We start from the raw sequence: 23,416 nt of genomic DNA on the forward strand, positions 1-23,416 counted from the left end.
CGGCCCATCCAAAGGTTAGGGCTTGCGTCTCCAAACAAAAACAGGCCTATAATCCGAACATATCGGACTCTGGTGTCCGCAGTGAGGGCCATCCGTTGGAGTCGCTTGGCAGCATTTCATTATTTGTATTGGTGGCTGAAACTCGAAGCTTTACCGAGGCAGGGAAACGATTGGGCATCTCTTCGTCGGGTGTCGGTAAAAGTATTGGTCGGCTGGAAGACAGGCTCGGGGTACGTCTTTTCCAGCGCAATACGCGAAGCATCGCCCTGACGCTGGAAGGCTCACTGTTTCTTGAACGCTGTCGACGAATACTTTCAGAGCTTGAAGCTGCAGAAATGGAGCTGAGCAACGCGCGTGAAAAACCGAGGGGCAAATTGCGAATCAGCCTGCCTCTCGTCAGCGGCCTCGTCATGCCGGCAATCATTCAGTTCATGCGCACCTACCCGGAAATAGAACTCGACATCGACTTTTCTGATCGCATGGTCGACGTTATCGAGGAAGGTTTTGACGCCGTGTTACGCACAGGCGAGCCCACTGACTCGCGGCTGATCTCTAAACGGCTGGGGGGCTTCCAGCTGCAGATTGTGGCGTCTGCAGCCTATCTCGCAGCGTATGGAGTACCCAAACGCCCAGCGGATCTGGCCATGCATTCATGCCTGCTGCACAAGTTTCCTTCGACGGGAAAAGTGGAACCTTGGCCTTTACGCGTTGCGGCTGGAGAGCCGGATTTCGAGCTGCCTCAAACAATGGTGTGCAACACGACTGAAGTGATTGTCGATGTGGCTCGTTCAGGTTTGGGCGTTGCCTGCCTGCCTGATTTCATGACGACCCAATCCATCAAGAACGGCGAATTGGTGCAAGTGCTGACGGACTATACGGTTCATACCGGAGTCTTTCGGCTTGTATGGCCTTCCAGCAAACACCTTTCACTGAGGCTGCGAGTCTTCATAGACTTTATGCACAGTCAGCTATTTAACAGCGCCGTGAACGAATAATAAGCGGGTGGCGTATGTGCACCTCCAGGTCGCCCGCTTAGCCGGCGAGCAATAAAAAACCCCGAACCAGTCGGGGTTTTTTATTGCATGGCATCAGGCACGACATTCGATCAATTAGAAAACGTTGATCGGGTAGTCGGCGAACAGACGGATTTCGTTACCGCCTACGTTGTACTCGCTGGCGTTGTTGGAAACGCGCAACCACGAGGCGCGCGCACGCAGGCTCAGGTCTTTGGCTGGGCCGCTCTGTACCACGTACTTGAACTGGTTCCAGATTTCACGCTCGGTGCCATCGCCACGGTTGGTGCCGTCGTCGATGTTGGTACCGCGCACGTAGGCAATGTTGTAGGTCAGGCCCGGTACGCCGAAGGTGGCGAAGTCGATGCCGTAACCTGCTTGCCAGGAGCGCTCGTCCTTGCCGTTGAAGTCGGACCAGTAGGAGTTGGCCAGCAAGATGGTATTGCCGCCGTCGCCGATGCCGCCAGCGTTGCGGTAGCCGCCGTACAGGTAGCCGGTGTCACCGGTGCTACGCTGGTGAGCGATGGTGAAGCTGTGCGGGCCAACGGCCCAGGTAGCGCCCAGGCTCCAGATTTTGTTGTCGCGAGCGTCCGCGTCTTTTTGGTTTTCCAAGGCGAAGCTGCGATCCAGCTTGGTCTTGTAGCCATTGAAGTCAAACGTCAGCGACTGCTGCTGCGGCAAGGCCAGCACGTAGTTGACGTTGACGTATTGCTTCTTCAACACGTCCTGCATGTCGGAGGCATACAGCGCGGCCGATAGGCTTTCGGTGAATTTGTAGCTACCACCGATATAGTCGATGCTTTTCAGGCGGCCGCTGTCGGTGCCTTCCATGCTCTTGCGCGCTTCTTTGGTGAAATGACCCGCGTCCAGTTGCAGACCGGCGATCTCTTTAGAGACGATCGAAGTACCGGTGTAGGTTTCCGACAACAGGCGAGAGTTGTCGTACTGCAGCACAGGCACAGCCGGGAACTGATCACCGTACTTGAGTACAGTGTTGGAAACGCGGAACTTCACGGCAGCGCCGCCTTTGGCCAGGTCGTGTGGTGCCGAGCCTGGGTTTGGCTTGCCGTTGTCATCAACAGTGCCGTTGCCCTGCTTGAAGAAGTCGATACCGCCGGCGCCAGCGCGACCTTTACCACCGTCCAGGCGGATAGCGTATTGGCCAATCACATCCACACCCACACCTACAGTGCCTTGGGTGAAGCCGGACTCGAACTTGCCGATGAAGCCTTGGCCCCATTCAGCTTTGTCCTGCTTGCCGTTTTTGTAGTCACGGCTGATGTAGGCGTTACGTGCTGCGATGTTCAGGTGGCTGTCTTCAACGAAACCCTTGGATTGCTCCTGGTCGTTTGCCATTGCTGTCGATGCGCTCAAAATCCCCAGAGCGATCAGACTCATCCGTTGCTTCAACATTTTCTTATATTCCTTATTACGGGTTGAGTACGCGCTGTGACACCAGGCTCCTATTGCTTTTTCTGGTGTCGACTTTGCCGGCAAAAAGAAGGCCCGCGGACGACTGAACTGCCGCGAGCCTTTTTTTATTGGATTAGTCATGGTGGTGAGCCACAGGCGTTGGGCGCAATCCTATGCGGGCGTTGAACTATGTGTCAATTTCGTGAATCGTCTGTATTTAGGCGATATTCGTCTAAGCGGCGCGATGAAGCCCGGGGATGAAAGCCTGAAAAGCGCCTTGAATCCCCCTCGAAACACATTAAGTAACAAATCCGACAGGGTAGGCATCAGGGAATAGATAACGCACGCAAATGCAAAGCATTACCATTCGCGCACAATTTTCCTGCCACATCATTTGGATACACTCCCATGCCTGCCCCTCGCCTGACGCCCCTCTCCCTTGGGCTCTCTGTCCTGCTGTCTGCCGGTTTTGCCGGTGCGGCCACGGTCTTGCCCGAAACCTCGATCAGTGTGGAAGCAGATGAAGACGACCCCCGGGTCAAGGAAACCAGCACCGCCACACGCACCGCGACGGCCGTTCGCTATGTGCCCCAGGCGATCGACTCAGTCAAAACCGAAAGCCTGCGTTCCTATGGCACCAACGACCTGGGCCAGGCCTTGAGCGGTATCCCCAACGTCAGCAGCGGCGCCGATACACGCTTCGACAGCCTGCGCATACGCGGCTTCGACGCCAGCAATGACTTCTATCTGGACGGTATTCGCGACGACAGCCAGTACGTGCGCGACCTGCATAACATCGAGCGTATCGAAGTGCTCAAGGGGCCGGCCGCCGTGCTTTACGGGCGAGGCGGCCAGGGCGGGATCGTCAACCGGGTGAGCAAAATGCCCACCCCAGGGCAAAAGTCCAGTATCGAAGCCCAAGGCGGCAGCAACGATTTGCGCAGCCTGTATGCCGACCTGAGCACCGACCCCACCGACAACATCAGCCTGCGCCTGAACATGGGCAACCAGGACAACAACAGCTTTCGCGATGGCGTCAGCGGCAACCGCCAGTTGTTCGCGCCGTCGATGAGCTGGCAGCTCACTCCAGCGCTGAACTGGCTGGTGCAATACGAATACAGCCGCTACAACCGCACCCCAGACCGTGGCATTCCGGGCGTCAACGGGCGCCCGGCGGATGTGAGCCGCAGCACCACTTACTTTGATCACGGCGATTACATCGACGATAAGTCTCAGTCCCTGCGCTCCAAACTCGCCTACGAGCTCAACGCCGACTGGCAACTGCGCCACACCCTCGGCGTGTTCAAGCTCGACAGTGATTTCGACAATACCTACCAGACCGGCTATGAGCCGAAAACCAACACCGTCACCCGCCAACACTGGCAGCAGGACCTGACCACCCGCAACGTGTTCAACAACCTGGAGCTGGAAGGCGGTTTCGACACCTTTGGCCTGGAACACCGCCTGCTCACTGGTATCGAGCTGGGCAGCCAGCGCCGCGATCCGAAGCTGTACTCCGCTCGGGATGGCAAGACAGTGCCGAGCCTGGACCTCAACCAACCCAATCGCCGCCTGAGCCACACCGGGAGCATGCGACTGTCGAGCTACAACCACACTGAAGTCGAAAGCAGCGCGCTGTACGTGCAGGATCAACTGCGCCTGAACGAACAATGGCAACTTTTGGGCGGGCTGCGTTATGACCGCTTTGAAGTGGACACCACCAGCAAGGTACTCAACACCCAGGAGAACGTGAAGAGCCACAGCACCAGCCCGCGCGTCGGCGTGGTGTGGACGCCGCTGGCGCATCATTCGTTCTATGCCTCGTGGAGCAAGACCTTCTCGCCAGCCGGCGGCGGCCTGATCGGCATCACGCCGAACGCCGCCGGGAGCGTCAACGACCTGAGCCCGGAGCTGACCAAGCAAAAGGAAATCGGCGTGAAGAGCGACTGGTTCGACGAGCGCCTGAGCACCACCCTGGCCGTGTACGAGCTGGAACTCTACAACCGCCGCACCAGCGACCCGCTGGACCGTACCGTTACCCTGCTTACTGGCGAACAACGCTCACGCGGCGTGGAGCTGACCGCCACCGGCAAGATCGTCGATAACTGGTATGTGCGCGGCGGCGTGGGCCTGCAGGACGCCAAGGTCGAGAAAGACAACAATGGCTTTGAAGGCAAACGAATCAGCGACGTGGCCAAGCGCAACGCCAGCCTGTTCATCACCTGGAAACCAGAGATGGGCTGGTACGCAGAAACGGGTTTGACCCTGGTGGGTGATCGTTATGCCGACAACCTCAACACCGTGGTGCTGCCGGGTTATGGCCGCTGGGACGCGCTGGCCGGGTTCCGTCAGAAAGAATGGGACGTGCGGGCAGCACTGAACAATATCGCCGACAAAAACTACTACTCCTCGGCGACCAGTGCGGCGCAGATTCAACCGGGTGAGCCGCGAAGTCTGGTGGTTACTGGCACCTACAGCTTCTAACGCCCGTTAGGCGTAAATCACTGTGTAGGAGCGAGCTTGCTCGCGAAAAACGTCAACGATAACGCGTGTTTCCTGACTCAACGCGGCGCCTAGAAGTTTTTCGCGAGCAAGCTCGCTCCTACAAAGAGCGGCTTAACTACACATCAGATCACACAAAGCCTGCACCTCATCCTCCGTGAACAACCCCACCGGGTAGCGCTCACTCATCACGCTACGCAAGTCAGGCGCTTGCCTGACCTGTCGCGAGCCGTTTGCCTTCAACCAAAGCGCCAACGCATGGATCGCATCACCGTCGACCCGCAAAGGGTGGAACGTACGCGTGTTCATCAGGTGGACATCGGCATTCATTTCAGCGCTCTCTCCTACTGCGTGAGCGGCTAACTTACTCAAGGTTTGTGACAGAACTGCGCGGTCATCCCCCTTGGGCCACTGTAACCACAGCGATACAAGAGCTATGCCAATGTGCCCTGTTCATTGGCATACAGGCATGAAAAAGCCCGCGACCGGGCTGGGTCGCGGGCTTGCGGGGAGCACTGCAATGGCGCAGTGCTCGTACGCCATCAAGGCGCTGTTACAACTGCACTCACTTTCGCTGCGGGGCTGGCTGCTGTTGGGTCAGGCAATGGATATTGCCCCCACCCAGTAACAGTTCGCGGCCCGGCACCATCACCACTTCATGCTGTGGGAAGAGGTTCTGCAGAATCTGCTTGGCCTGGCCGTCCAACGGGTCATCGAAACTCGGCGCGATGATGCCGCCGTTGACGATCAGGAAGTTGACGTAGGAACCGGCCAACCGCACGGTCGGATTACGCTCCTGGCTGCCGTCAACCAGGTCTACCCCGGCGCATTCCTCTTCGGTGGCATACAGCGGACCCGGGATCGGCATTTTATGCACGATGAACGAGCGGCCCTGGGCATCGGTGCTGCTTTGCAGCACGTCCAAGGCTGCGTGGCAGCGTGGGTAGTTCGGGTCTTGCGGGTCATCGGTCCAGGCCAACAGCACCTCGCCCGGGCGCACGTAGCAGCAGAAGTTATCCACATGGCCGTCGGTTTCGTCGTTGAACAGGCCGTCCGGCAACCAGATGATCTTATCCACAGCCAGGTTATCGCTGAGCACCGCCTCAATGGCCGCACGATCAAGGTGCGGGTTGCGGTTGCGGTTCAACAGGCATTCTTCGGTGGTGATCAGGGTGCCTTCGCCGTCGACATGAATCGAACCGCCTTCAAGCACAAAGCCTTCAGTGCGGTACCGCGGTGCGCGCTCCATCTCGAGGATCTTGCCTCCCACCTGGGAATCACGGTTCCACGGCGAATACAGGCCGCCGTCAAAACCACCCCAGGCGTTGAAGTCCCAGTTCACACCCCGTACTTCACCACTGCCGTTGATCACGAAAGTCGGGCCGGTGTCGCGAACCCAGGCGTCATCATTGGACATTTCCACCAGGCGGATATTGGGTGCGTCCAGGCGGGCACGGGCGTTTTCATACTGGCCGGCGGAAACCGCGACAGTCACCGGCTCAAAACGCGCGATGGCCTTGGCCACCGCCACATGGGCCGCCTGCGCAGGCTTGCCGCCCAGGCGCCAGTTGTCTGGGCGCTCGGGCCAGATCATCCAGGTCTGGGTCTGGGGCGCCCATTCGGCAGGCATGTGAAAGCCATCGGCGCGGGGTGTGCTGTGCAAGGTGGTCATGGCGATCAGGGCTCCGAATGGGGTGAAGGGCAACTTTATAATGGATAAAAATCGGCTTTAACAGCCTAAAAAAAGGATAGGTTCTTTCTATTGCAAAAAATAGCCGATAACCATCGATAAATCACAGTTGCTCATCCAGTACTTTCGACAGCATGTCCACAAAGAAATCCACGCTGCGCCGGGAAGTGACCATCGGCGGCTTGATCTTGAGGATATTCAGGTAATCCCCGGTAGGCTGCATGAAAATCCCCAACTCACGCAGGCGATCACACAACAAGACGGTTTCCGCCGTCGCAGGTTCGAGGGTATGGCGATCACGCACCAGTTCAAGGCCCAGATAGAATCCCGAACCGTGTACAGCACCGACGAGTGGATGGCGGTCGATCAATTCCTCCAGTCGTGCCTTGAAATGCCCGCCTACCACTTGGGCGTTTTCCCAGAGCTTTTCCTCCGCCATCACGTCCAGCACTGCCATCCCGATCCGGCAGCTGACCGGGCTGCCTCCGGATGACGAGAAGAAGTAACCCTCGGCCTCCAGCGCCTCGGCAATTTCTCGGCGGGTGATCACTGCGCCCAACGGCTGGCCGTTGCCCATGCCTTTGGCCATCGTGATGATGTCGGGCACCACTCCCTGCTGTTCAAACCCCCAGAAGAAATGCCCCATGCGGCCGTAACCCACCTGCACCTCGTCGGCGATGCACACGCCACCCTGGGCACGGACCAAGCCATACACCTGTTTTAGGTAACCCGCTGGCAGGGAGATGCCGCCGGCATTGCCGTACACCGGCTCACAGATGAACCCGGCCAATTGACGCTGGCTCGCGGCAATTTTCGCCAGGTTATGCTCCACGCTTCGTACATAGTCCGGCGCGCTATCTGGCCCACGGAACTCACCGCGGTAGGTATTGGGCGCGGTCACTGGGTGCACCCAATCCGGGCGGCTGCTCAAGGCCTGGGGGTTATCGGCAATCGAGGTAGACACGGCATCCGCCGCCACCGACCAACCGTGATAGGCCTCCAGCACGCTGAGCATGTCGCGCCCGCCGCTGTAGGCCCAGGCCAGGCGAATCGCCAGGTCATTGGCCTCGGTGCCGCTGTTGACCAGGAACACCCGGTCCATGCCCTCCGGCGCCAACGCCAGCAGGCGCTCGGAGAACTCGGCAATTGCCGCATAGTGAAACCGCGAGTTGGTGTTGAGCAACGACCACTGCCGCGCTGCCACTTCAGCCATGCGCGGGTGGCCATGGCCCAGCACGGCCACGTTGTTGAGCATGTCCAGGTAGGATCGGCCCTGCATATCGATCAGGTGGTTACGCCAGCCACGCTCGATACGCGGCGGGTCGGCGTAGTAGTGCTTCTGAGAGCGCGCAAAGCTGGCATCCCGCCGGGCCAGCAGGGCCTCTGGGTCCAATTCCGGCTCCGCATCACAGGCCAGGCCCAACAGCGCCGAAGGTGACGGGCACAACGCCTGCCATGCCAACGCCCGGGAAGGTGTGCAGAACAGCGGTGGCTCAAGGTCGGCGCGGCACAACTGCACGGTCAACGGCGCATGAACCTCGCCCAGCACCTGCCCTTTGACCAGCGTTGCGCCCGGTTTGAGTGATGTGCGCACGCCCCACAGGCGCAGGCTCAGCCCACTGCTATGCAAACACAGTAAGCCGTCGGTGCCCTCGCGCAGCGTTCCCGCAAAGGGCGCCTCCAAAACCGTGCCGTGGGGCAGATGCAGCTCGACATGCAGAGGGAATGTCTCGGGCTCCACCGCACTGTCGGGACGGGTGCGCGACAAGCGGTATTGCCCATAACGACTGGCCGCCTGCCCATGCGCCGTCGCCGCTTCATCCAGCAAGCGCCGATCTATGCCGGGAGTCTCCCAATTGCCAGCCTCGAAATGCGGGCTGAGTACGCCCAGGTCGATCAGGGCGAACTCGCGCCCCACCAAGCTTGGCAATAAAGGCGCGAAGTCTTGGATGGCGACGGGCGGTAATGTTTCGCCGACGCTGCTAAGAATCGCCGTTTGCATGAGTTCAAAGGACACCGACGTGGCGATATGGAAGATTTCCCACTCGTGTTCGGCGTTTTTCTTTAGATAAGCGTTATCCGGGTCCAGGCGTTGCTGCTGCTCACTGCTGAGCACCAACACCGCCGCGCGAGCGACGATCAACGGCCACAGCACCTCTAACTCTTCGCGCTGCAACGGCGTGACCGCGTGACAGGCCTGGATCGCCGGCAACAGGGCAAATGGATCACCGTCGGCATGGTGCAACAGCGACGCGCAGGTCACCGACAGGTCGGTAATTCGCCAGGTGCGCACCAGATCGCCAAAATCGATCACGCCTTGAATACGCCAGTGCCGCTGGGCATCACGCTGCCACACCACGTTGTCATCGGTGATGTCCATGTGCACCGCTTGCCAGGGCAGGCTTGCCGCCAACGGCTGCACATGCGCCTCGACCTGCCTGGCCACCTGTTCCAAAGCGGCACGCTGCGGCAGATCGGGCAAGGTTGCCAGCAGGTGGGTGATCAATGCCTGGGCGTGGCGCGGGTCCCATTGCAGGGTGCGCTCCAGGCCAGGGTGTTCGAAACCTGCCAGCGCATGGCTCATTTGCCCGCACAGCTCACCAAAGCCTTCGATCACGGTGCGGCTCAGGTGGGGCAAATGCGTCAGGGGCTGGCCGTCGATGTAGTCCAACAGCCGCAGGTGCAGGGTTTGGCCGTCGACGTTGACCGTCAGCAGCTCCTCGCCCTCAACGGTCTGGATGACCTTGGGCACGCGCAGGCCGGGGTGCGTGCCCAGGCTGTGGAAGGCTGCGTGCTGGGCCTGGAGTTCAACCGCGGCGTAGTCACCCCGGCAGATCTTCAGAACGAAACGGCCCCGCGTGCTGTCAATTCTGTAGTTGAGGTCTTGTTGGCTGCCCAATGAGCGTAATTTGCCCGTCAGTCCATAGTGTCGATCGAGCAGGCATGCGGCCTGCTCGGGGGTGACTTGTGGGCAAGGCAAGCTGGCACGGTGGGCCAACGTGGCTAACGACATTGTGACGACCTTTGTTTTTTCAGGCGTCTATATCGCCATTGTTCTGTGGCGTTAATCAACCCCTTCTGTTCACGGTGCTTGCGCCGGCCCGATTCACAACTCAAGCTATGCTACTTTCGCCCAGTGTCCGTCTAAGGAAAAGGCCCTCGACATGCGCATTCTCATCACCGGCGGTGCCGGATTTATTGGCTCGGCCCTGATCCGGCACTTGATTCAACACACTGAGCATGAAGTGCTCAACCTGGATAAGCTGACTTACGCTGGCAACCTTGAGTCGCTGGCCAGCATCGCGTCCAACAGCCGCTATGAGTTTGTCCAGGCCGATATCATCGACCAGGCCACCGTCAGCGCCGTGCTCGCACGCTTCGAACCCGATGCGATCATGCACCTGGCGGCCGAGTCCCATGTGGACCGCTCCATTGACGGTCCGTCGGATTTTATCCAGACCAACATCGTGGGCACCTACAGCCTGCTGGAAGCCACGCGCGCCTATTGGCAGAAGCTGGTAGAGCCGGCAAAAAGCGCATTCCGTTTCCACCACATCTCCACTGACGAGGTGTATGGCGACCTGCACGGCGTGGACGACCTCTTCACCGAGACCACGCCTTACGCCCCGAGCTCGCCGTATTCCGCGAGCAAGGCAGCGTCTGACCACCTGGTACGCGCCTGGCAGCGCACCTATGGCCTGCCGGTTCTGTTGACCAACTGCTCGAACAATTACGGGCCGTTCCACTTCCCCGAAAAATTGATCCCGCTGGTGATTCTCAACGCCCTGGCGGGCAAGCCACTGCCGGTGTATGGCGATGGCCTGCAGGTGCGTGACTGGTTGTTCGTCGAGGATCACGCCCGTGCGCTGCTCAAAGTGGTGACGACTGGGGTTGTAGGCGAGACCTACAACATCGGCGGCCACAACGAACAGAAAAACATCGACGTGGTACGTGGCATTTGCGCCCTGCTGGAAGAACTGGCGCCACAACGCCCAGCCGGCGTGGAGAAATTCACCGACCTGATCACCTTCGTCAAGGATCGCCCAGGCCACGACCAACGCTACGCTATTGATGCCAGCAAAATCGAACGCGAACTGGGCTGGGTCCCGGAAGAAACCTTCGAGACCGGCCTGCGCAAAACCGTGCAGTGGTACCTCGATAACCTGGAATGGTGCCGCAGGGTCCAAGACGGTAGTTATCAAGGTGAACGACTGGGCAATACTGACGTGAAGGATTTGATCGCATGATGAAGGGAATTGTATTGGCCGGCGGTTCCGGCACGCGTTTGCACCCCATTACCCTGGGCGTGTCCAAACAGTTGTTGCCGGTGTATGACAAGCCGATGATCTACTACCCGATCTCGGTACTGATGCTGGCCGGGATCAAGGATATTCTGGTGATTTCCACGCCAGTGGACTTGCCGCAATACCAGAACCTGCTGGGCGATGGCAGCCAGTTTGGTGTGCGCTTCAGCTACGCGGAGCAGCCTTCGCCGGATGGCTTGGCCCAGGCGTTTATCATCGGTGAAGAGTTCATTGGCGATGACCCTGTGTGCTTGATCCTGGGGGACAACATCTTCCACGGCCAGCATTTCGGCGATCAACTGCGCACCGCCGCCGAGCGTCCTTCGGGCGCCACGGTGTTCGGCTACTGGGTCAAAGACCCTGAGCGTTTCGGTGTGATTGACTTCGATAGCGAAGGCCGCGCCTTGTCCATCGAAGAAAAACCGGCTAAACCCAAGTCCCACTACGCGGTGACCGGCCTGTACTTCTACGACAACGACGTGATCAAGATCGCCAAGGCGGTCAAGCCGTCGCCACGCGGCGAGTTGGAGATCACCGACGTCAACAATGCCTACCTCCAGCGTGGCGATCTGCACGTTGAACGCTTCGGTCGTGGTTTCGCCTGGCTCGACACCGGCACCCATGACAGCCTGTTGGAAGCCTCGACCTACGTTCAGACCATCGAGCACCGCCAAGGCTTGAAAGTGGCCTGCCTGGAAGAAATCGCCTACGAAAACGGCTGGATCGATCGTGACTATCTGCTGGAGCGCGCCAAGTACTTTGGCAAGACCGGCTACGGCCAATACCTCTACTCGCTTGCCGGAGAGACCCAGTGAATGTAGTTGAAACCACACTACCCGGCGTACTCATCCTCGAGCCAAAGGTATTCGGCGACGAACGCGGTTTCTTCTACGAAAGTTTCAATGCGCGCGCCTTTGAAGCGGCCACCGGGCTCAAGCGTAATTTCGTGCAGGACAATCACTCACGCTCGCAAAAAGGCGTGCTGCGAGGTTTGCACTATCAGCTTGAACACACTCAAGGAAAACTGGTACGTGTCACCTACGGTGAAGTGTTGGACGTAGCGGTCGACATCCGTCGCAGCTCACCCAACTTTGGCCAGTGGGTGGGTGTCCGCCTGTCGGCACAGAACCATCGCCAACTCTGGGTGCCGGAAGGCTTCGCCCATGGTTTCGTGGTATTGAGTGAGTACGCAGAATTCCTGTACAAAACCACCGACTACTACCAGCCAAGCGCCGAGCGCAGCATTCTCTGGAATGACCCGACGCTGGCCATCGACTGGGAGCTGGCCGAACCGCCGCAACTCTCCGCCAAGGATCAGGTCGGCAAACTGCTGATGGAAGCTGACTTGTTCCCATGAAAATCCTCATCACTGGCCAGCACGGCCAAGTCTCCCAGGAGCTGCAACAGCGGCTCCAGGACCTGGGCGAACTCATCGTCCTGGGCCGCGACCAGCTTGACCTGGCAGACGCAGACCTCATCCGCCAGCAAGTGCGCGCCCATCGCCCTGGCCTGATCATCAACGCGGCGGCCCACACCGCCGTCGATCTGGCCGAGAGCGAACCGGACGCTGCGTTCGCCATCAATGCCATCGCCCCCGGCATCCTCGCCGAGGAAGCCAAGGCGCTGGGTATCCCGCTGATCCATTACTCGACCGACTACGTGTTCGACGGCAGCAAACCTGCCCCGTACACCGAAAACGACACCCCAAACCCCTTGGGCGTCTACGGCCAGAGCAAGCTGGCGGGTGAGCAGGCGATTGCGGCTGTAGGTGGCCAGTACCTGATCTTGCGCACCAGCTGGGTCTATTCGAGCCATGGCAAGAATTTCCTGCTGACCATGCAGCGCCTGCTGCAGGAAAAACCGCAGATGCGCATCGTGGCCGACCAGATCGGCGCGCCGACCTGGGCCGGTACCATCGCCAACAGCACCCGCGTGCTGATCGAGCAGTGGTTGGCCGGTAAGGCAGGGGCCTGGGGTGTTTACCACCTCACCGCCCAGGGTGAAACCTCGTGGTTCGGTTTTGCCGCGGCGATTGGCGAGCAACTGCGCGCCGAAGGCAAGGCCTGCGCCGAGCTGGAACCGATCCCTTCCAGCGCCTACCCGACCCCCGCCCAGCGCCCGCTGAACTCGCGCCTGGACTGCACACGCCTGCAACAGCAATGGCACGTCAGCCAGCCACAATGGCAGGACGCATTGCACGAGTGTCTTGCGCAGCAGCACTAGGCATAATGCGCCTGTACCCACAGGCGCGACTTCCATGACCCCACCCCTTGCGCGAAGACCCCGCTGGCGCAGCCTAGCTCTGCTGGCTCTGTGCCTGGCGCCGCTGTTGTGGCCGCTGGAGCATTTGGCCGAGCGCTATTACCGCAGCGAGCTGGCCGGGCAAAACCGCCAGACCCTCGACCTCTACGTCGCCAACTTGTTGGGTACCCTGCACCGCTACGAAATACTGCCGCAGATCCTCGGTGACTTGCCGGCCCTGCGCACTGCATTGGACGCGCCCCACGTCAGCACCCACCTGGTCAGTGCCAACCAGTTGCTCAAGGACGTCGCCGCCCAGGCCGGGGTAGAGGTGATGTATTTGATGGACACCACCGGCAAGACCCTCGCCGCGTCCAACTGGGACAAACAAGACAGCTTTGTCGGGCGCAACTTTTCCTTCCGTCCGTATTTCAGCGAAGCCATGGCCGGGCGCCTCGGCCGGTTCTTCGGCCTGGGCACCACCTCGGCCAAGCGCGGCTACTTCTTCGCAGCAGCGGTACGTGACGGCGATACTATCATCGGGGTGCTGGTGGTGAAGGTCGACCTGGACCACACTGAAAGCCTGTGGGGCAATACCCCCGAACAACTGTTGGTCACCGACCACAACGGCGTGGTGATCCTCACTTCGCGCCCGCAATGGCGATTCCGCGCCACGCGGCCACTGACCGCCGAAGAACGCCAGGCCATCATTGCTATCCAGCCCTACCCCACCCGCGACCCGCAGCCACTGAGCCTCAGCAGCAGCGCTTGGCTGCGCCAATCCACGGCCATCGCCGAAACCGGCTGGAACGTGGAAATCCTCGCGCCGCGCTCGCTGATCAACCGTCCGGTGCGCACGGTCGTCGCCGTAGGCGGCGCCACGTTGTTGGTGCTGATGCTGTTGCTGGGGTTGCTGATGCAGCGCCGCCGGCACTACCTGGAACGCATCGCCTTCGAAGCCAAGGCCCGCCGCGAGTTGGAGATGCGCGTGGCCGAGCGTACCAGCGACCTGGAGGGCCTGAACCGGCGCCTGAAACAGGAAGTGCTGGAGCGCGAGCATGCCCAGCAAGAACTGGTGCGCGCCCAGGACGACTTGGTCCAGGCCGGTAAACTCTCGGCGCTGGGCACCATGTCGGCGAGTATCAGCCATGAATTGAATCAGCCACTGGCGGCGATTCGCAGCTATGCCGAAAACGCCGAAATCCTGCTCGACCATGAGCGCACCAACGATGCCCGCGGCAACCTCAAGCTGATCAGCGAATTGACCGGGCGCATGGCCTCGATCATCGCCCACCTGCGCGCATTCGCCCGCCGCGACCGGCATGCGCCGGAGAGCGTGGCCCTGCAACCGGCACTCGACGACGCCCTGGCATTGCTGGCCAAGCGTCGGCGTTCGATGGAGGTGGAGTTGATCCGCGACCTGCCAGAGGCGACCTTGTGGGTGCAGGCAGGTGAAACTCGCCTGCGCCAGGTGCTGGGTAACTTGCTGGCCAATGCTCTGGACGCCCTCACCGAAAAAGGCCCGCCACGCAAACTGTGGCTGAGTGCCGAAACCACGCCCCAAGGCGTCAACTTGTATATTCGCGACAACGGCCCGGGCTTTTGCATGGAAGCCCTGGGCCGCGCCAGCGAGCCTTTCTACACCACCAAGACGCGCACCCAAGGCCTGGGCCTGGGCCTGGCGATCTGCGACACCCTGATGCGCGCCTTTGGCGGCGAACTGTCGTTTGCCAACCACAAGGAAGGCGGCGCGCTGTTAACCTTGAAATTGCGTGCCGGCTCGCCGGGCGTCAGTCTGCAACCGTCCGAGGACCGCAGTGTATGAGTATCGACAACTCGATTCAGGTGGTCTTGATCGACGACGATCCACACCTGCGTCAGGCCCTGTGCCAGACCCTGGACCTGGCCGGCCTGAAAGTCCTGCCCCTGGGCGAAGCCACCGGGCTCACCGCACGCCTGTCCCGCGACTGGCCGGGCGTGGTGGTCAGCGACATCCGCATGCCCGGCATGGACGGCCTGGAACTGCTAGCTGAATTGCACGGCCAGGACCCAGACCTGCCGGTGCTGCTGATCACCGGCCACGGCGATGTACCGTTGGCGGTGCAGGCCATGCGTGCCGGGGCCTATGACTTCCTGGAAAAACCCTTCGCCAGTGACGCGCTGCTCGACAGCGTGCGCCGTGCCCTGGCCCTGCGCCGGCTGGTGCTGGACAACCGCAGCCTGCGCCTGGCCCTCAGCGACCGCCAGCAACTGAGCACGCGCCTGGTAGGGCACTCGCCACAGATGTTGCGCCTGCGCGAGCAAATCGGTGCACTGGCCGCGACCAAGGCCGATGTGCTGATCCTCGGCGAAACCGGGGCGGGCAAGGAGGTCGTCGCCCGCGCCCTGCACGACCTCTCAAGCCGACGCAGCGGCCCGTTTGTCGCGATCAACGCCGGGGCCCTGGCGGAATCGGTGGTGGAAAGCGAACTGTTCGGTCATGAACCCGGCGCGTTTACCGGGGCGCAAAAGCGCCGCATCGGCAAGTTCGAGTTTGCCAATGGCGGCACGCTGTTTCTGGATGAAATTGAAAGCATGAGCCTGGATGTACAGGTCAAGTTGCTGCGCCTTTTACAGGAGCGCGTAGTGGAACGCCTGGGTGGCAATCAGCTGATCCCGCTGGACATCCGCATTATCGCCGCCACCAAGGAAGACCTGCGCCAGGCCGCTGACCAGGGCCGTTTCCGTGCCGACTTGTATTACCGCCTCAATGTTGCGCCGCTGCGCATACCACCGCTACGTGAACGGGGTGAAGATGCGCTGATGCTGTTCCAGCACTTCACCGATGAGGCCAGCAGCCGTCACGGCCTGCCCTTGCACGAACTGCAACCGGGCCAGCGCGCGCTGTTGCTGCGCCACAGCTGGCCGGGCAATGTGCGGGAACTGCAAAACGCCGCGGAGCGTTTCGCCCTCGGCCTGGAGCTGGCCCTGGACAACACCCAGGACCATCCCGCCGCCGGCGTGCTGACCTCCACGCCAGGAGGCCTGAGCGAGCAAGTCGAACAGTTCGAAAAAAGCCTGATCGCCGCCGAACTGACCCGCCCCCACAGCTCCGTGCGCAGCCTCGCCGAAGCCCTGGGCGTGCCGCGCAAAACCTTGCATGACAAACTGCGCAAACACGGCCTGAACTTCGCCGACAGTGCCAGCCAGAGCGCCGACGACGAATGACATCGTCTACCCACGAAGAGGCCGCCATGAGCCGCGATAGCCGTTACCTGGAATCCATCCTTCACCATGACATCCCACTCACGCGGGAAATGGGCCTCAAGGTGCTCGACTGGCAACACGACCAACTGCAACTGCACCTGCCCTTGCAGGCCAATATCAACCACAAGAGCACCATGTTTGGCGGCAGCCTCTACTGCGGCGCGGTGCTGGCGGGTTGGGGTTGGCTGCACCTGAAGCTGCGTGAAGCCGGGATTGAAGACGGGCATATCGTGATTCAGGAAGGGCAGATCAGCTACCCACTGCCGGTGACGCAAGACGCGACAGCCATTTGCGCGGCGCCGCAGGAGAAGGTGTGGAAACGCTTTGTGGCGACCTATCAGCGCTATGGGCGGGCGCGATTGGCGCTACAGACGTGGATTGTGAATGAAGGCAGTGAGGAGCGTGCTGTCGTCTTTACCGGCCAGTACGTCCTGCATCGCTAGCAGTCGTTACACAAGACAAATGTGGGAGCGGGCTTGCTCGCGAATGCGGTATATCAGTCGATATCTTCGGTGACTGACACTGCGCATTCGCGAGCAAGCCCGCTCCCACAGTTTTAATCCGCAGTGGCCTTAAGATCTGGCCAGGGTCAACAGCCGCTCACGCCACGCGGCCTTGGCTGGCAACGCCAGAAAGAACGGATTTAACAGCGATTCCCGCGCCGGGTAGCTGAACGGCTTGCCATTCAACTCCAGCACTTCACCCCCCGCTCCTTCCAATACACCCTGGGCCGCTGCGGTATCCCACTGCGAGGTCGGTGCCAGGCGCGGATAACAATCGGCACTGCCCTCGGCCAACAAACAAAACTTCAACGAACTGCCGATATTGGCCAGTTTCAACTCGCCCAAGCCCTCGCTCAAACCATCTAACAGACGCTCCTGCTCAGGGCTGGTATGACGACGGCTGGCCACCACGGTAAAGGCCTCGCCCGCCGCCCTGGTCTGGCGTACCTGAATCTGCTTGGGCGCCGCATTGACGTCCGACCGCCAAGCCCCCAGGCCCGCGCCGCCGAAGTAGCAACGGCCAGTGGTCGGTATCGACACCACGCCGAACACCACGCGGCCCTGTTCGATCAAGGCAATATTGACGGTGAATTCTTCACTGCCGGAAATGAATTCCTTGGTGCCATCCAAAGGGTCCACCAACCACCAGCGCTGCCAGCCGGCACGCACACTCTGATCGATATCGGCGTCCTCTTCAGACAGCACTGGAATGCTTGGGTCCAGCGCGGTGAGGCCTGCGAGAATCAGATGGTGGGCAGCCAAGTCGGCAGCCGTCACGGGGGAATCGTCCGCTTTGGAGGTCACGGCCACATCGGCACGCCAGTACGGCAGGATGGCTTCACCGGCCTGGCGCGCCAGCTCAATGACCGGGGCGATAAACGGGTGACCTAAAAACAGTTCGCTCATGCGTTGAACGCTCCACGCTGGGTCAACAGGTCTCTGACCAGATACAGCGCCGCCAGGGCGCGACCTTCGCTGAATTGCTCGTTTTGCGCCAACGCCGATAGCTCACGCAGGTTGACTCGGTCTACCCGCATCGGCTCGGGCTCATCACCTTCAAGGCGCTCTTCATAAAGATCGGTAGCCAGCACCACCTGGATTTTCTGGCTCATATAACCAGGCGACAATGACAGCTCGGTGATGTGCTCCAACTGCCGTGCGCCATAGCCGGCCTCTTCCTTGAGTTCGCGGTCTGCCGCCGCCAGCACGTCTTCGCCGGGCTCGATCAAGCCTTTGGGTAATGACAATTCATATTCGTCAGTGCCGCCGCAGTATTCTTCCACCAGCAATGCATGATCTTCATCGATCATCGCTACAATCATCACGGCTCCGTAGCCCGTGCCACGCCCGACAAGACGCTCGTAGGTGCGCTCAACGCCATTGGAAAAGCGCAATTGCACTTCCTCCACGCGGAACAAACGGCTACTGGCGACTATTTCGCGGGCGAGGACAGTGGGTTTCTGGCGCATAAACGGCTCCTTGGCGTGATCGGGTTACTATACCGTGGCTTTTCCGATTGTCTGTGTCGGATATCTTTACTTACATGAGACCCCACCATGCCCTCTCTGCCCTGGCACGCCATCGACACCGTCCTGCTGGACATGGACGGCACCCTGCTCGACCTGCATTACGACAACCACTTCTGGATGGAGCACCTGCCCCAGCGCTACGCCGAACTGCACGGTGTGAGCCAGGCCATGGCCGAAATGGAGCTGCAACCGCTGTTTGAGCGTAACGCGGGACAGTTGCAATGGTATTGCCTGGATTTCTGGAGCACTGAACTCAAGATCCCGGTGCGCGAACTCAAGCTGGAAACCGCCCACCTGATTGCCCTGCGCCCGGATGCCGATACGTTCCTGGCGGCGATCAAACAGGCCGGCAAGCGCGTGATCATGATCACCAACGCTCATCGTGATTCGCTGTCATTGAAGTTGGAACGCATTGAACTGGCGCCGTATTTCGAGCGATTGATCAGCTCTCACGACTACGGTTTTCCCAAGGAAAACCCGCAATTCTGGCAAGCCCTGCAAGCGGATATCCACTTTGACCCGGCCCGTAGCCTGTTTATAGACGACACCTTGCCGATCCTGCGCAGCGCCCGGGATTTCGGAGTAGGGCATTTACTGGCCGTGAAAGAGCCTGATAGCAAGAAAGGACCCAAGGACACTGCAGAATTTTTAGCCGTCGGGGACTATCGAGAACTCATTGCCGGACTTATGTAGGAGCGAGCTTGCTCGCGAAAAACGTCAACGATAACGCGTACTTCCTGGATAAACGCGGTGCCTGTGAGTTTTTCGCGAGCAAGCTCGCTCCTACAAAAGGGCGAGCTTGCTCATTTTATCCTGCGTATTACTCAGGGATACGCAGTGTCTGGCCTGGGTAGATCTTGTCCGGGTGCGACAACAGTGGCTTGTTAGCCTCGAAAATCTTGTTGTACTGGTTGGCATTACCGTACACCGCCAGGGAAATCGCGCTGAGGGTATCGCCCTTTTTCACTACGACGAAACGAGCAGCGGCAACTGCAGGGCCAGGGACAGTGATCTGGTCATCCACACTTGCCACGCCAGCAATGTTGCCCAGCGCCAAAAGGATCTTTTCTTTCTCTTCCTGCGTGGCCACTTCACCGGTCACTGTGACCTTGTCGCCATCCACCGTGGTCTGCACGTTTGGATTACCCAGGCCCACCTTGCTCACATGCTCCTTCAACTGCTCACTGGCGTTCGCATTACCCGGCGTCAACAGGTCGACAATCTTTTCGCCGGCTTCTTTGATAAAGCTAAAAATACTCATGGTGCGCTCTCCTTGGGATTTAATTTCCAGATGCCCAAGACTAGACCAGTCCTGCCGACTTGGGTTCCAGACTGGCTAAAGACTCAAAAGTATCCCAATCACCCCTGCCTGGAATAAGCCCGACGAAAACGCCGGTGAACCTTGATCGACGCCCTCTATCAATAGATCAATACTGGCGATTAGACGTGACCCTTTGTCGCGCCTAGTCTAAACACTGATCAATCCGCCGGTGGTACTGCCCCATGAACGCCAAGCGCCCTCACTGCGCGGCGCCCGCTCTAGAATCGACCGCGCCCGTCGCCAGCCAGAGCTATCACTATTGCAATCTTGAACACACAGAAGTCGCCAGCACTGCGCTGGCCGAAGAAGTGGCGTTGGCGATTGCCTATAACGATATCAGCCAGGCGGTGATGCTGGTAACGCCTACGGACCTGGAAGACTTCATTGTAGGTTTCAGCCTCGGCAGCGGCATTATCACCGACGTTAACGACATTTATGATCTGAAAATCAGCGGTTCAGGGGCTGCCCAGTATGCTCAGGTACAGGTGTCCAGCCGCGCGTTCTGGAACCTCAAGCAGCAACGCCGCCAATTGGCGGGCACCAGCGGCTGCGGCCTCTGTGGCGTGGAAGCGGTGGAGCAAGCATTGCCCGACCTCCAGATACTGCCCGGCGCGCCCTTGCCGCCGGCGCAGTGGCTCGATGGCCTGCGCCAACGTATCAGCGCATTCCAACCCCTGGGCCAACACAGCGGTGCCGTGCATGCGGCAGTGTTTATGAATAGCCAGGGCGAATTGCTGATGGGTCGCGAAGACATCGGTCGGCATAACGCTCTGGATAAATTGATTGGCGCGTTGATCCGCCAAAAGATTCCGACCGACGGCGGCCTGGCGATTGTTACCAGCCGCTGCAGCCTGGAATTGATTCAGAAAGTTTTGCGCGCGGGCATCCAGACCCTGGTCAGCCTGTCGTCGCCCACCGGCCTGGCCCTGCAATGGGCGCGCCGGCACAACCTCAACCTCATCCACCTGCCGCAAAAAAGCGCGCCACGGGTCTATAGCCCTGCGATGGAGCACCAGCCATGAGCCTTCACCACCAAGCCGACCAGACCCCAACCCCACGCTACAAGCCCTACAAGGGCCCAGCCGGTGGCTGGGGCGCCCTGATCAGCGTGGCGCAAGCCTGGCTGACCAGCGACAACGCCCTGAAAAACCTGCGCATGATGCTCAAGACCAACCAGAACGGCGGCTTCGACTGCCCGGGCTGCGCCTGGGGCGACTCGCCGGAAAGCGGCATGGTCAAGTTCTGCGAAAACGGCGCCAAGGCAGTCAACTGGGAAGCCACCAAGCGCCGCGTCGATGCGGCCTTCTTCGCCAAGCACAGCGTCACAGCGTTGCTGGAGCAAAGCGACTATTGGCTGGAATACCAGGGCCGCCTGACCGAGCCGATGCGCTATGACGCCCAGACCGATCGCTACGCGCCCATCAGTTGGGAAGCCGCCTTCGACCTGGTCGGCAAGCATCTCAACGCATTGCCAAGCCCGAACATGGCCGAGTTCTACACCTCGGGCCGCGCCAGCAACGAAGCCGCCTACCTGTACCAGCTGTTTGTACGCGCCTATGGCACCAACAACTTCCCGGACTGCTCGAACATGTGCCACGAAGCCAGCGGTGTAGCCCTGGCACAGAGCGTGGGCGTGGGTAAAGGCACCGTGACCTTTGATGACTTCGAGCATGCCGATGCCATTTTCGTCTGGGGCCAGAACCCCGGCACCAACCACCCACGCATGCTTGAACCGCTGCGCGAAGCAGTGAAGCGCGGCGCCCAGGTGGTGTGTATCAACCCACTGAAAGAGCGTGGCCTGGAGCGCTTCCAGCACCCGCAGCATCCGCTGGAAATGCTCACCAACGGTGACAAGCCGACCAACACCGCCTACTTCCGCCCGGCGCTGGGTGGCGATATGGCGATCTTGCGCGGCATGGCCAAATTCCTGCTGCTGTGGGAACGCCAAGCCCTGGCCGAAGGCAAGGACGCGGTGTTCGACCACGACTTCCTCAACGAACACACCACCAACGTGCTGGAATACCTGGGTCAGATCGACGACACCTCGTGGGAGGAGATCGTCGAGCAGTCCGGCCTGACCCTGGTGGAGATCGAACAAGCGGCACGCATGTACGCCAAAGGCAAGAATGTGATCATGTGCTGGGCGATGGGGATTACCCAGCACCGCCACTCGGTGCCGACCATCCAGGAAATCGCCAACCTGATGCTGCTGCGCGGCAATATCGGCCGCCCAGGCGCCGGGCTGTGCCCGGTGCGCGGCCACAGTAACGTGCAGGGCGACCGCACCATGGGCATCAACGAACGCCCACCGGTGGCGTTTCTGGACGCACTGGAGCGTCGTTTCCAGTTCCAGGTGCCGCGAGACAATGGCCATAACGTGGTGGAAGCGATTCACGCCATGCTTGAAGGCCGCTCCAAAGTCTTTATCGGCCTGGGCGGCAACTTTGCCCAAGCCACGCCAGACAGCACGCGCACCTTTGAAGCACTGCGCAATTGCGACCTGACCGTGCAGATCAGCACCAAGCTCAACCGCAGCCACCTGATGCACGGTAAAGATGCGTTGATCCTGCCGTGCCTGGGCCGCACCGACATCGACATCCAGGCCGACGGCCCGCAAGCGGTGACGGTGGAAGACTCGTTCAGCATGGTCCACGGCTCCAACGGCCAACTGCAACCGCTGTCGAAACTGATGAAGTCCGAGCCGGCGATTCTGGCAGGCATTGCTGCCGCCACGCTGGGCAGCACGCCCGTGGATTGGAACTGGCTGGTGGCCGACTACGGACGCATCCGCGACCTGATCGCCGACACCATCCCAGGCTTCAAGGACTTCAACGAGAAGATCAAACACCCAGGTGGCTTCTACCTGGGCAACTCCGCCGGCGCACGCCGCTGGAACACACCGTCGGGCCGCGCCAACTTCCGCCCGAACATCTTGCCCAAAGACCTGATTCACGAACGCACCCACGCCACGGGCCGGGTGCCGGACCTGATCATGCAGTCGATGCGCTCCCATGATCAGTACAACACCACCATCTATGGCCTGGACGACCGTTATCGCGGGGTCAAAGGCCAGCGGGATGTGCTGTTCGTCAACGAAGCCGACATCATCCGCCTGGGCTTCAAGCCGGGGCAGAAGGCAGACATCGTGTCGCTGTGGGAAGACGGTCGTGAGCGCCGCGTGAAGGGCTTTACGCTGCTGGCATTTGATATTCCGGCGGGGCAGGCGGCGGCTTACTATCCGGAAGTGAACCCGTTGGTGCCATTGGAAAGTACTGGCGACGGTAGCCACACGCCAACATCGAAGTTCGTTGCGATTCGTCTGGAGGCGGCGAGTGATACTGGGTTAATCATGGCGCGCTCGGCCTGACCCGGGATCTTATTGTTTGAACTACCGCTTTCGCGAGCAAGCCCGCTCCCACATTTGAAATGCATTCCAAGTGTGGGAGCGGGCTTGCTCGCGAAGAGGCCAGCACAAGCACCGCACATTCTGCAGGCACAAAAAAAGGCCGCTTTTGCATAAAAGCGGCCCTTCCGAAGTAACTAAAGACCTGCAAAAACGACTTAAGTTCCCTATACAAAACAGCAACTTAGCAAATTGTATACAACCTCTGCCGCCGGTCGGATTTCGATTGTCAGCGGCTCGATACAACCTCA

The 23,416-nt window shown here is 60.1% G+C and carries 19 protein-coding genes; 12 read left to right on the forward strand and 7 right to left on the reverse strand.

Annotation, left to right across the window (positions count from 1 at the left end; genetic code table 11):
- Nucleotides 1-95: 95 nt before the first annotated feature.
- Entirely contained in the window at nt 96-995 is a 900-nt protein-coding gene (locus tag MF6394_RS09415; RefSeq protein ID WP_047712358.1) for a LysR substrate-binding domain-containing protein, read from the forward strand.
- Nucleotides 996-1,109: 114 nt separating this feature from the next.
- Here MF6394_RS09415 and MF6394_RS09420 read toward each other — a convergent pair whose 3' ends face one another.
- Nucleotides 1,110-2,426, reverse strand: coding sequence for an OprD family porin (locus MF6394_RS09420; RefSeq protein WP_044270569.1), 1,317 nt, complete (start codon nt 2,424-2,426; stop codon nt 1,110-1,112).
- 408 nt (nt 2,427-2,834) lie between these two features.
- Between MF6394_RS09420 and MF6394_RS09425 the strand changes: the two genes are divergently transcribed.
- Complete coding sequence (locus MF6394_RS09425) at nt 2,835-4,910, forward strand: TonB-dependent receptor (protein ID WP_078466553.1); 2,076 nt, start codon at nt 2,835-2,837, stop codon at nt 4,908-4,910.
- 132 nt (nt 4,911-5,042) lie between these two features.
- Here MF6394_RS09425 and MF6394_RS09430 read toward each other — a convergent pair whose 3' ends face one another.
- The 3 genes from MF6394_RS09430 to MF6394_RS09440 all read right to left on the reverse strand — a co-directional run bounded on the left by MF6394_RS09430 (nt 5,043) and on the right by MF6394_RS09440 (nt 9,631).
- Complete coding sequence (locus tag MF6394_RS09430; RefSeq protein ID WP_069556676.1) at nt 5,043-5,258, reverse strand: hypothetical protein; 216 nt, start codon at nt 5,256-5,258, stop codon at nt 5,043-5,045.
- 235 nt (nt 5,259-5,493) lie between these two features.
- Nucleotides 5,494-6,600 carry an agmatine deiminase gene (gene aguA, locus MF6394_RS09435; protein WP_078466554.1) on the reverse strand — a complete coding sequence of 369 codons (1,107 nt, stop codon included), beginning with the start codon at nt 6,598-6,600 and terminating at the stop codon, nt 5,494-5,496.
- Between the two features lie 121 nt (nt 6,601-6,721).
- The gene (locus MF6394_RS09440; protein ID WP_078466555.1) at nt 6,722-9,631 is read right to left on the reverse strand and encodes an aminotransferase; all 2,910 of its coding nucleotides are present in this window, start codon (nt 9,629-9,631) and stop codon (nt 6,722-6,724) included.
- Between the two features lie 151 nt (nt 9,632-9,782).
- Here MF6394_RS09440 and rfbB point away from each other — a divergent pair, with 151 nt between their 5' ends.
- The 7 genes from rfbB to MF6394_RS09475 are packed head-to-tail and all read left to right on the forward strand — an operon-like array spanning nt 9,783 to nt 16,852.
- The gene (gene rfbB, locus MF6394_RS09445) at nt 9,783-10,865 is read left to right on the forward strand and encodes a dTDP-glucose 4,6-dehydratase (protein WP_078466556.1); all 1,083 of its coding nucleotides are present in this window, start codon (nt 9,783-9,785) and stop codon (nt 10,863-10,865) included.
- Nucleotides 10,862-11,737 carry a glucose-1-phosphate thymidylyltransferase RfbA gene (gene rfbA, locus MF6394_RS09450; protein WP_078466557.1) on the forward strand — a complete coding sequence of 292 codons (876 nt, stop codon included), beginning with the start codon at nt 10,862-10,864 and terminating at the stop codon, nt 11,735-11,737. The genes rfbB and rfbA overlap by 4 nt, the downstream gene beginning before the upstream one ends.
- Nucleotides 11,734-12,279 (forward strand): dTDP-4-dehydrorhamnose 3,5-epimerase, encoded by a 546-nt coding sequence (gene rfbC / locus MF6394_RS09455; RefSeq protein ID WP_047712353.1) that lies wholly within the window; start codon nt 11,734-11,736, stop codon nt 12,277-12,279. Before rfbA ends, rfbC begins: the two co-directional genes overlap by 4 nt.
- The gene (gene rfbD, locus MF6394_RS09460; protein WP_078466558.1) at nt 12,276-13,145 is read left to right on the forward strand and encodes a dTDP-4-dehydrorhamnose reductase; all 870 of its coding nucleotides are present in this window, start codon (nt 12,276-12,278) and stop codon (nt 13,143-13,145) included. Before rfbC ends, rfbD begins: the two co-directional genes overlap by 4 nt.
- 34 nt (nt 13,146-13,179) lie before the next feature.
- The gene (locus MF6394_RS09465) at nt 13,180-14,988 is read left to right on the forward strand and encodes a sensor histidine kinase (protein ID WP_034134664.1); all 1,809 of its coding nucleotides are present in this window, start codon (nt 13,180-13,182) and stop codon (nt 14,986-14,988) included.
- Nucleotides 14,985-16,370 (forward strand): sigma-54-dependent transcriptional regulator, encoded by a 1,386-nt coding sequence (locus MF6394_RS09470; RefSeq protein ID WP_078466559.1) that lies wholly within the window; start codon nt 14,985-14,987, stop codon nt 16,368-16,370. Before MF6394_RS09465 ends, MF6394_RS09470 begins: the two co-directional genes overlap by 4 nt.
- A 26-nt stretch (nt 16,371-16,396) precedes the next feature.
- Nucleotides 16,397-16,852, forward strand: coding sequence for a thioesterase domain-containing protein (locus MF6394_RS09475; RefSeq protein WP_069556668.1), 456 nt, complete (start codon nt 16,397-16,399; stop codon nt 16,850-16,852).
- A 129-nt stretch (nt 16,853-16,981) separates the two neighbouring features.
- On the opposite strand, the gene cysQ is transcribed toward MF6394_RS09475, so the two are convergent.
- Both cysQ and nudE read right to left on the reverse strand, forming a co-directional pair.
- On the reverse strand, nt 16,982-17,818 hold the full coding sequence (gene cysQ, locus MF6394_RS09480; protein ID WP_044270548.1) for a 3'(2'),5'-bisphosphate nucleotidase CysQ: 837 nt from the start codon (nt 17,816-17,818) through the stop codon (nt 16,982-16,984).
- Nucleotides 17,815-18,381: an ADP compounds hydrolase NudE gene (gene nudE, locus MF6394_RS09485; RefSeq protein ID WP_032894100.1), complete on the reverse strand. Its 567-nt coding sequence runs from the start codon at nt 18,379-18,381 to the stop codon at nt 17,815-17,817. The genes cysQ and nudE overlap by 4 nt, the downstream gene beginning before the upstream one ends.
- 87 nt (nt 18,382-18,468) lie before the next feature.
- On the opposite strand from nudE, the gene yrfG reads away from it, so the two are divergent.
- Entirely contained in the window at nt 18,469-19,134 is a 666-nt protein-coding gene (gene yrfG, locus MF6394_RS09490) for a GMP/IMP nucleotidase (protein WP_044270546.1), read from the forward strand.
- 127 nt (nt 19,135-19,261) lie between these two features.
- Here yrfG and lysM read toward each other — a convergent pair whose 3' ends face one another.
- The gene (gene lysM / locus MF6394_RS09495; RefSeq protein WP_047712349.1) at nt 19,262-19,702 is read right to left on the reverse strand and encodes a peptidoglycan-binding protein LysM; all 441 of its coding nucleotides are present in this window, start codon (nt 19,700-19,702) and stop codon (nt 19,262-19,264) included.
- 242 nt (nt 19,703-19,944) lie between these two features.
- Here lysM and fdhD point away from each other — a divergent pair, with 242 nt between their 5' ends.
- Together fdhD and MF6394_RS09505 are read left to right on the forward strand one after the other, a co-directional pair.
- On the forward strand, nt 19,945-20,784 hold the full coding sequence (gene fdhD / locus MF6394_RS09500; protein ID WP_047712348.1) for a formate dehydrogenase accessory sulfurtransferase FdhD: 840 nt from the start codon (nt 19,945-19,947) through the stop codon (nt 20,782-20,784).
- Nucleotides 20,781-23,129, forward strand: a complete 2,349-nt coding sequence (locus tag MF6394_RS09505) for an FdhF/YdeP family oxidoreductase (RefSeq protein ID WP_044270544.1) — start codon at nt 20,781-20,783, stop codon at nt 23,127-23,129. Before fdhD ends, MF6394_RS09505 begins: the two co-directional genes overlap by 4 nt.
- The last annotated feature ends 287 nt before the right edge of the window (nt 23,130-23,416 follow it).

This window comes from Pseudomonas sp. MF6394, assembly GCF_002018845.1.
GTDB classification, from domain to species: Bacteria; Pseudomonadota; Gammaproteobacteria; order Pseudomonadales; family Pseudomonadaceae; genus Aquipseudomonas; species Aquipseudomonas lactis.

Bases quoted from the DNA above. Each gene is read 5' to 3' on its own strand.
- MF6394_RS09430 (WP_069556676.1), bottom strand. From the start codon at position 5,258: ATGAATGCCGATGTCCACCTGATGAACACGCGTACGTTCCACCCTTTG.
- nudE (WP_032894100.1), bottom strand. From the start codon at position 18,381: ATGCGCCAGAAACCCACTGTCCTCGCCCGCGAAATAGTCGCCAGTAGC.
- rfbA (WP_078466557.1), top strand. From the start codon at position 10,862: ATGATGAAGGGAATTGTATTGGCCGGCGGTTCCGGCACGCGTTTGCAC.
- rfbD (WP_078466558.1), top strand. From the start codon at position 12,276: ATGAAAATCCTCATCACTGGCCAGCACGGCCAAGTCTCCCAGGAGCTG.
- MF6394_RS09425 (WP_078466553.1), top strand. From the start codon at position 2,835: ATGCCTGCCCCTCGCCTGACGCCCCTCTCCCTTGGGCTCTCTGTCCTG.
- yrfG (WP_044270546.1), top strand. From the start codon at position 18,469: ATGCCCTCTCTGCCCTGGCACGCCATCGACACCGTCCTGCTGGACATG.
- fdhD (WP_047712348.1), top strand. From the start codon at position 19,945: ATGAACGCCAAGCGCCCTCACTGCGCGGCGCCCGCTCTAGAATCGACC.
- MF6394_RS09505 (WP_044270544.1), top strand. From the start codon at position 20,781: ATGAGCCTTCACCACCAAGCCGACCAGACCCCAACCCCACGCTACAAG.
- aguA (WP_078466554.1), bottom strand. From the start codon at position 6,600: ATGACCACCTTGCACAGCACACCCCGCGCCGATGGCTTTCACATGCCT.
- lysM (WP_047712349.1), bottom strand. From the start codon at position 19,702: ATGAGTATTTTTAGCTTTATCAAAGAAGCCGGCGAAAAGATTGTCGAC.
- MF6394_RS09470 (WP_078466559.1), top strand. From the start codon at position 14,985: ATGAGTATCGACAACTCGATTCAGGTGGTCTTGATCGACGACGATCCA.
- MF6394_RS09465 (WP_034134664.1), top strand. From the start codon at position 13,180: ATGACCCCACCCCTTGCGCGAAGACCCCGCTGGCGCAGCCTAGCTCTG.
- cysQ (WP_044270548.1), bottom strand. From the start codon at position 17,818: ATGAGCGAACTGTTTTTAGGTCACCCGTTTATCGCCCCGGTCATTGAG.
- MF6394_RS09475 (WP_069556668.1), top strand. From the start codon at position 16,397: ATGAGCCGCGATAGCCGTTACCTGGAATCCATCCTTCACCATGACATC.
- MF6394_RS09440 (WP_078466555.1), bottom strand. From the start codon at position 9,631: ATGTCGTTAGCCACGTTGGCCCACCGTGCCAGCTTGCCTTGCCCACAA.
- rfbB (WP_078466556.1), top strand. From the start codon at position 9,783: ATGCGCATTCTCATCACCGGCGGTGCCGGATTTATTGGCTCGGCCCTG.
- MF6394_RS09420 (WP_044270569.1), bottom strand. From the start codon at position 2,426: ATGTTGAAGCAACGGATGAGTCTGATCGCTCTGGGGATTTTGAGCGCA.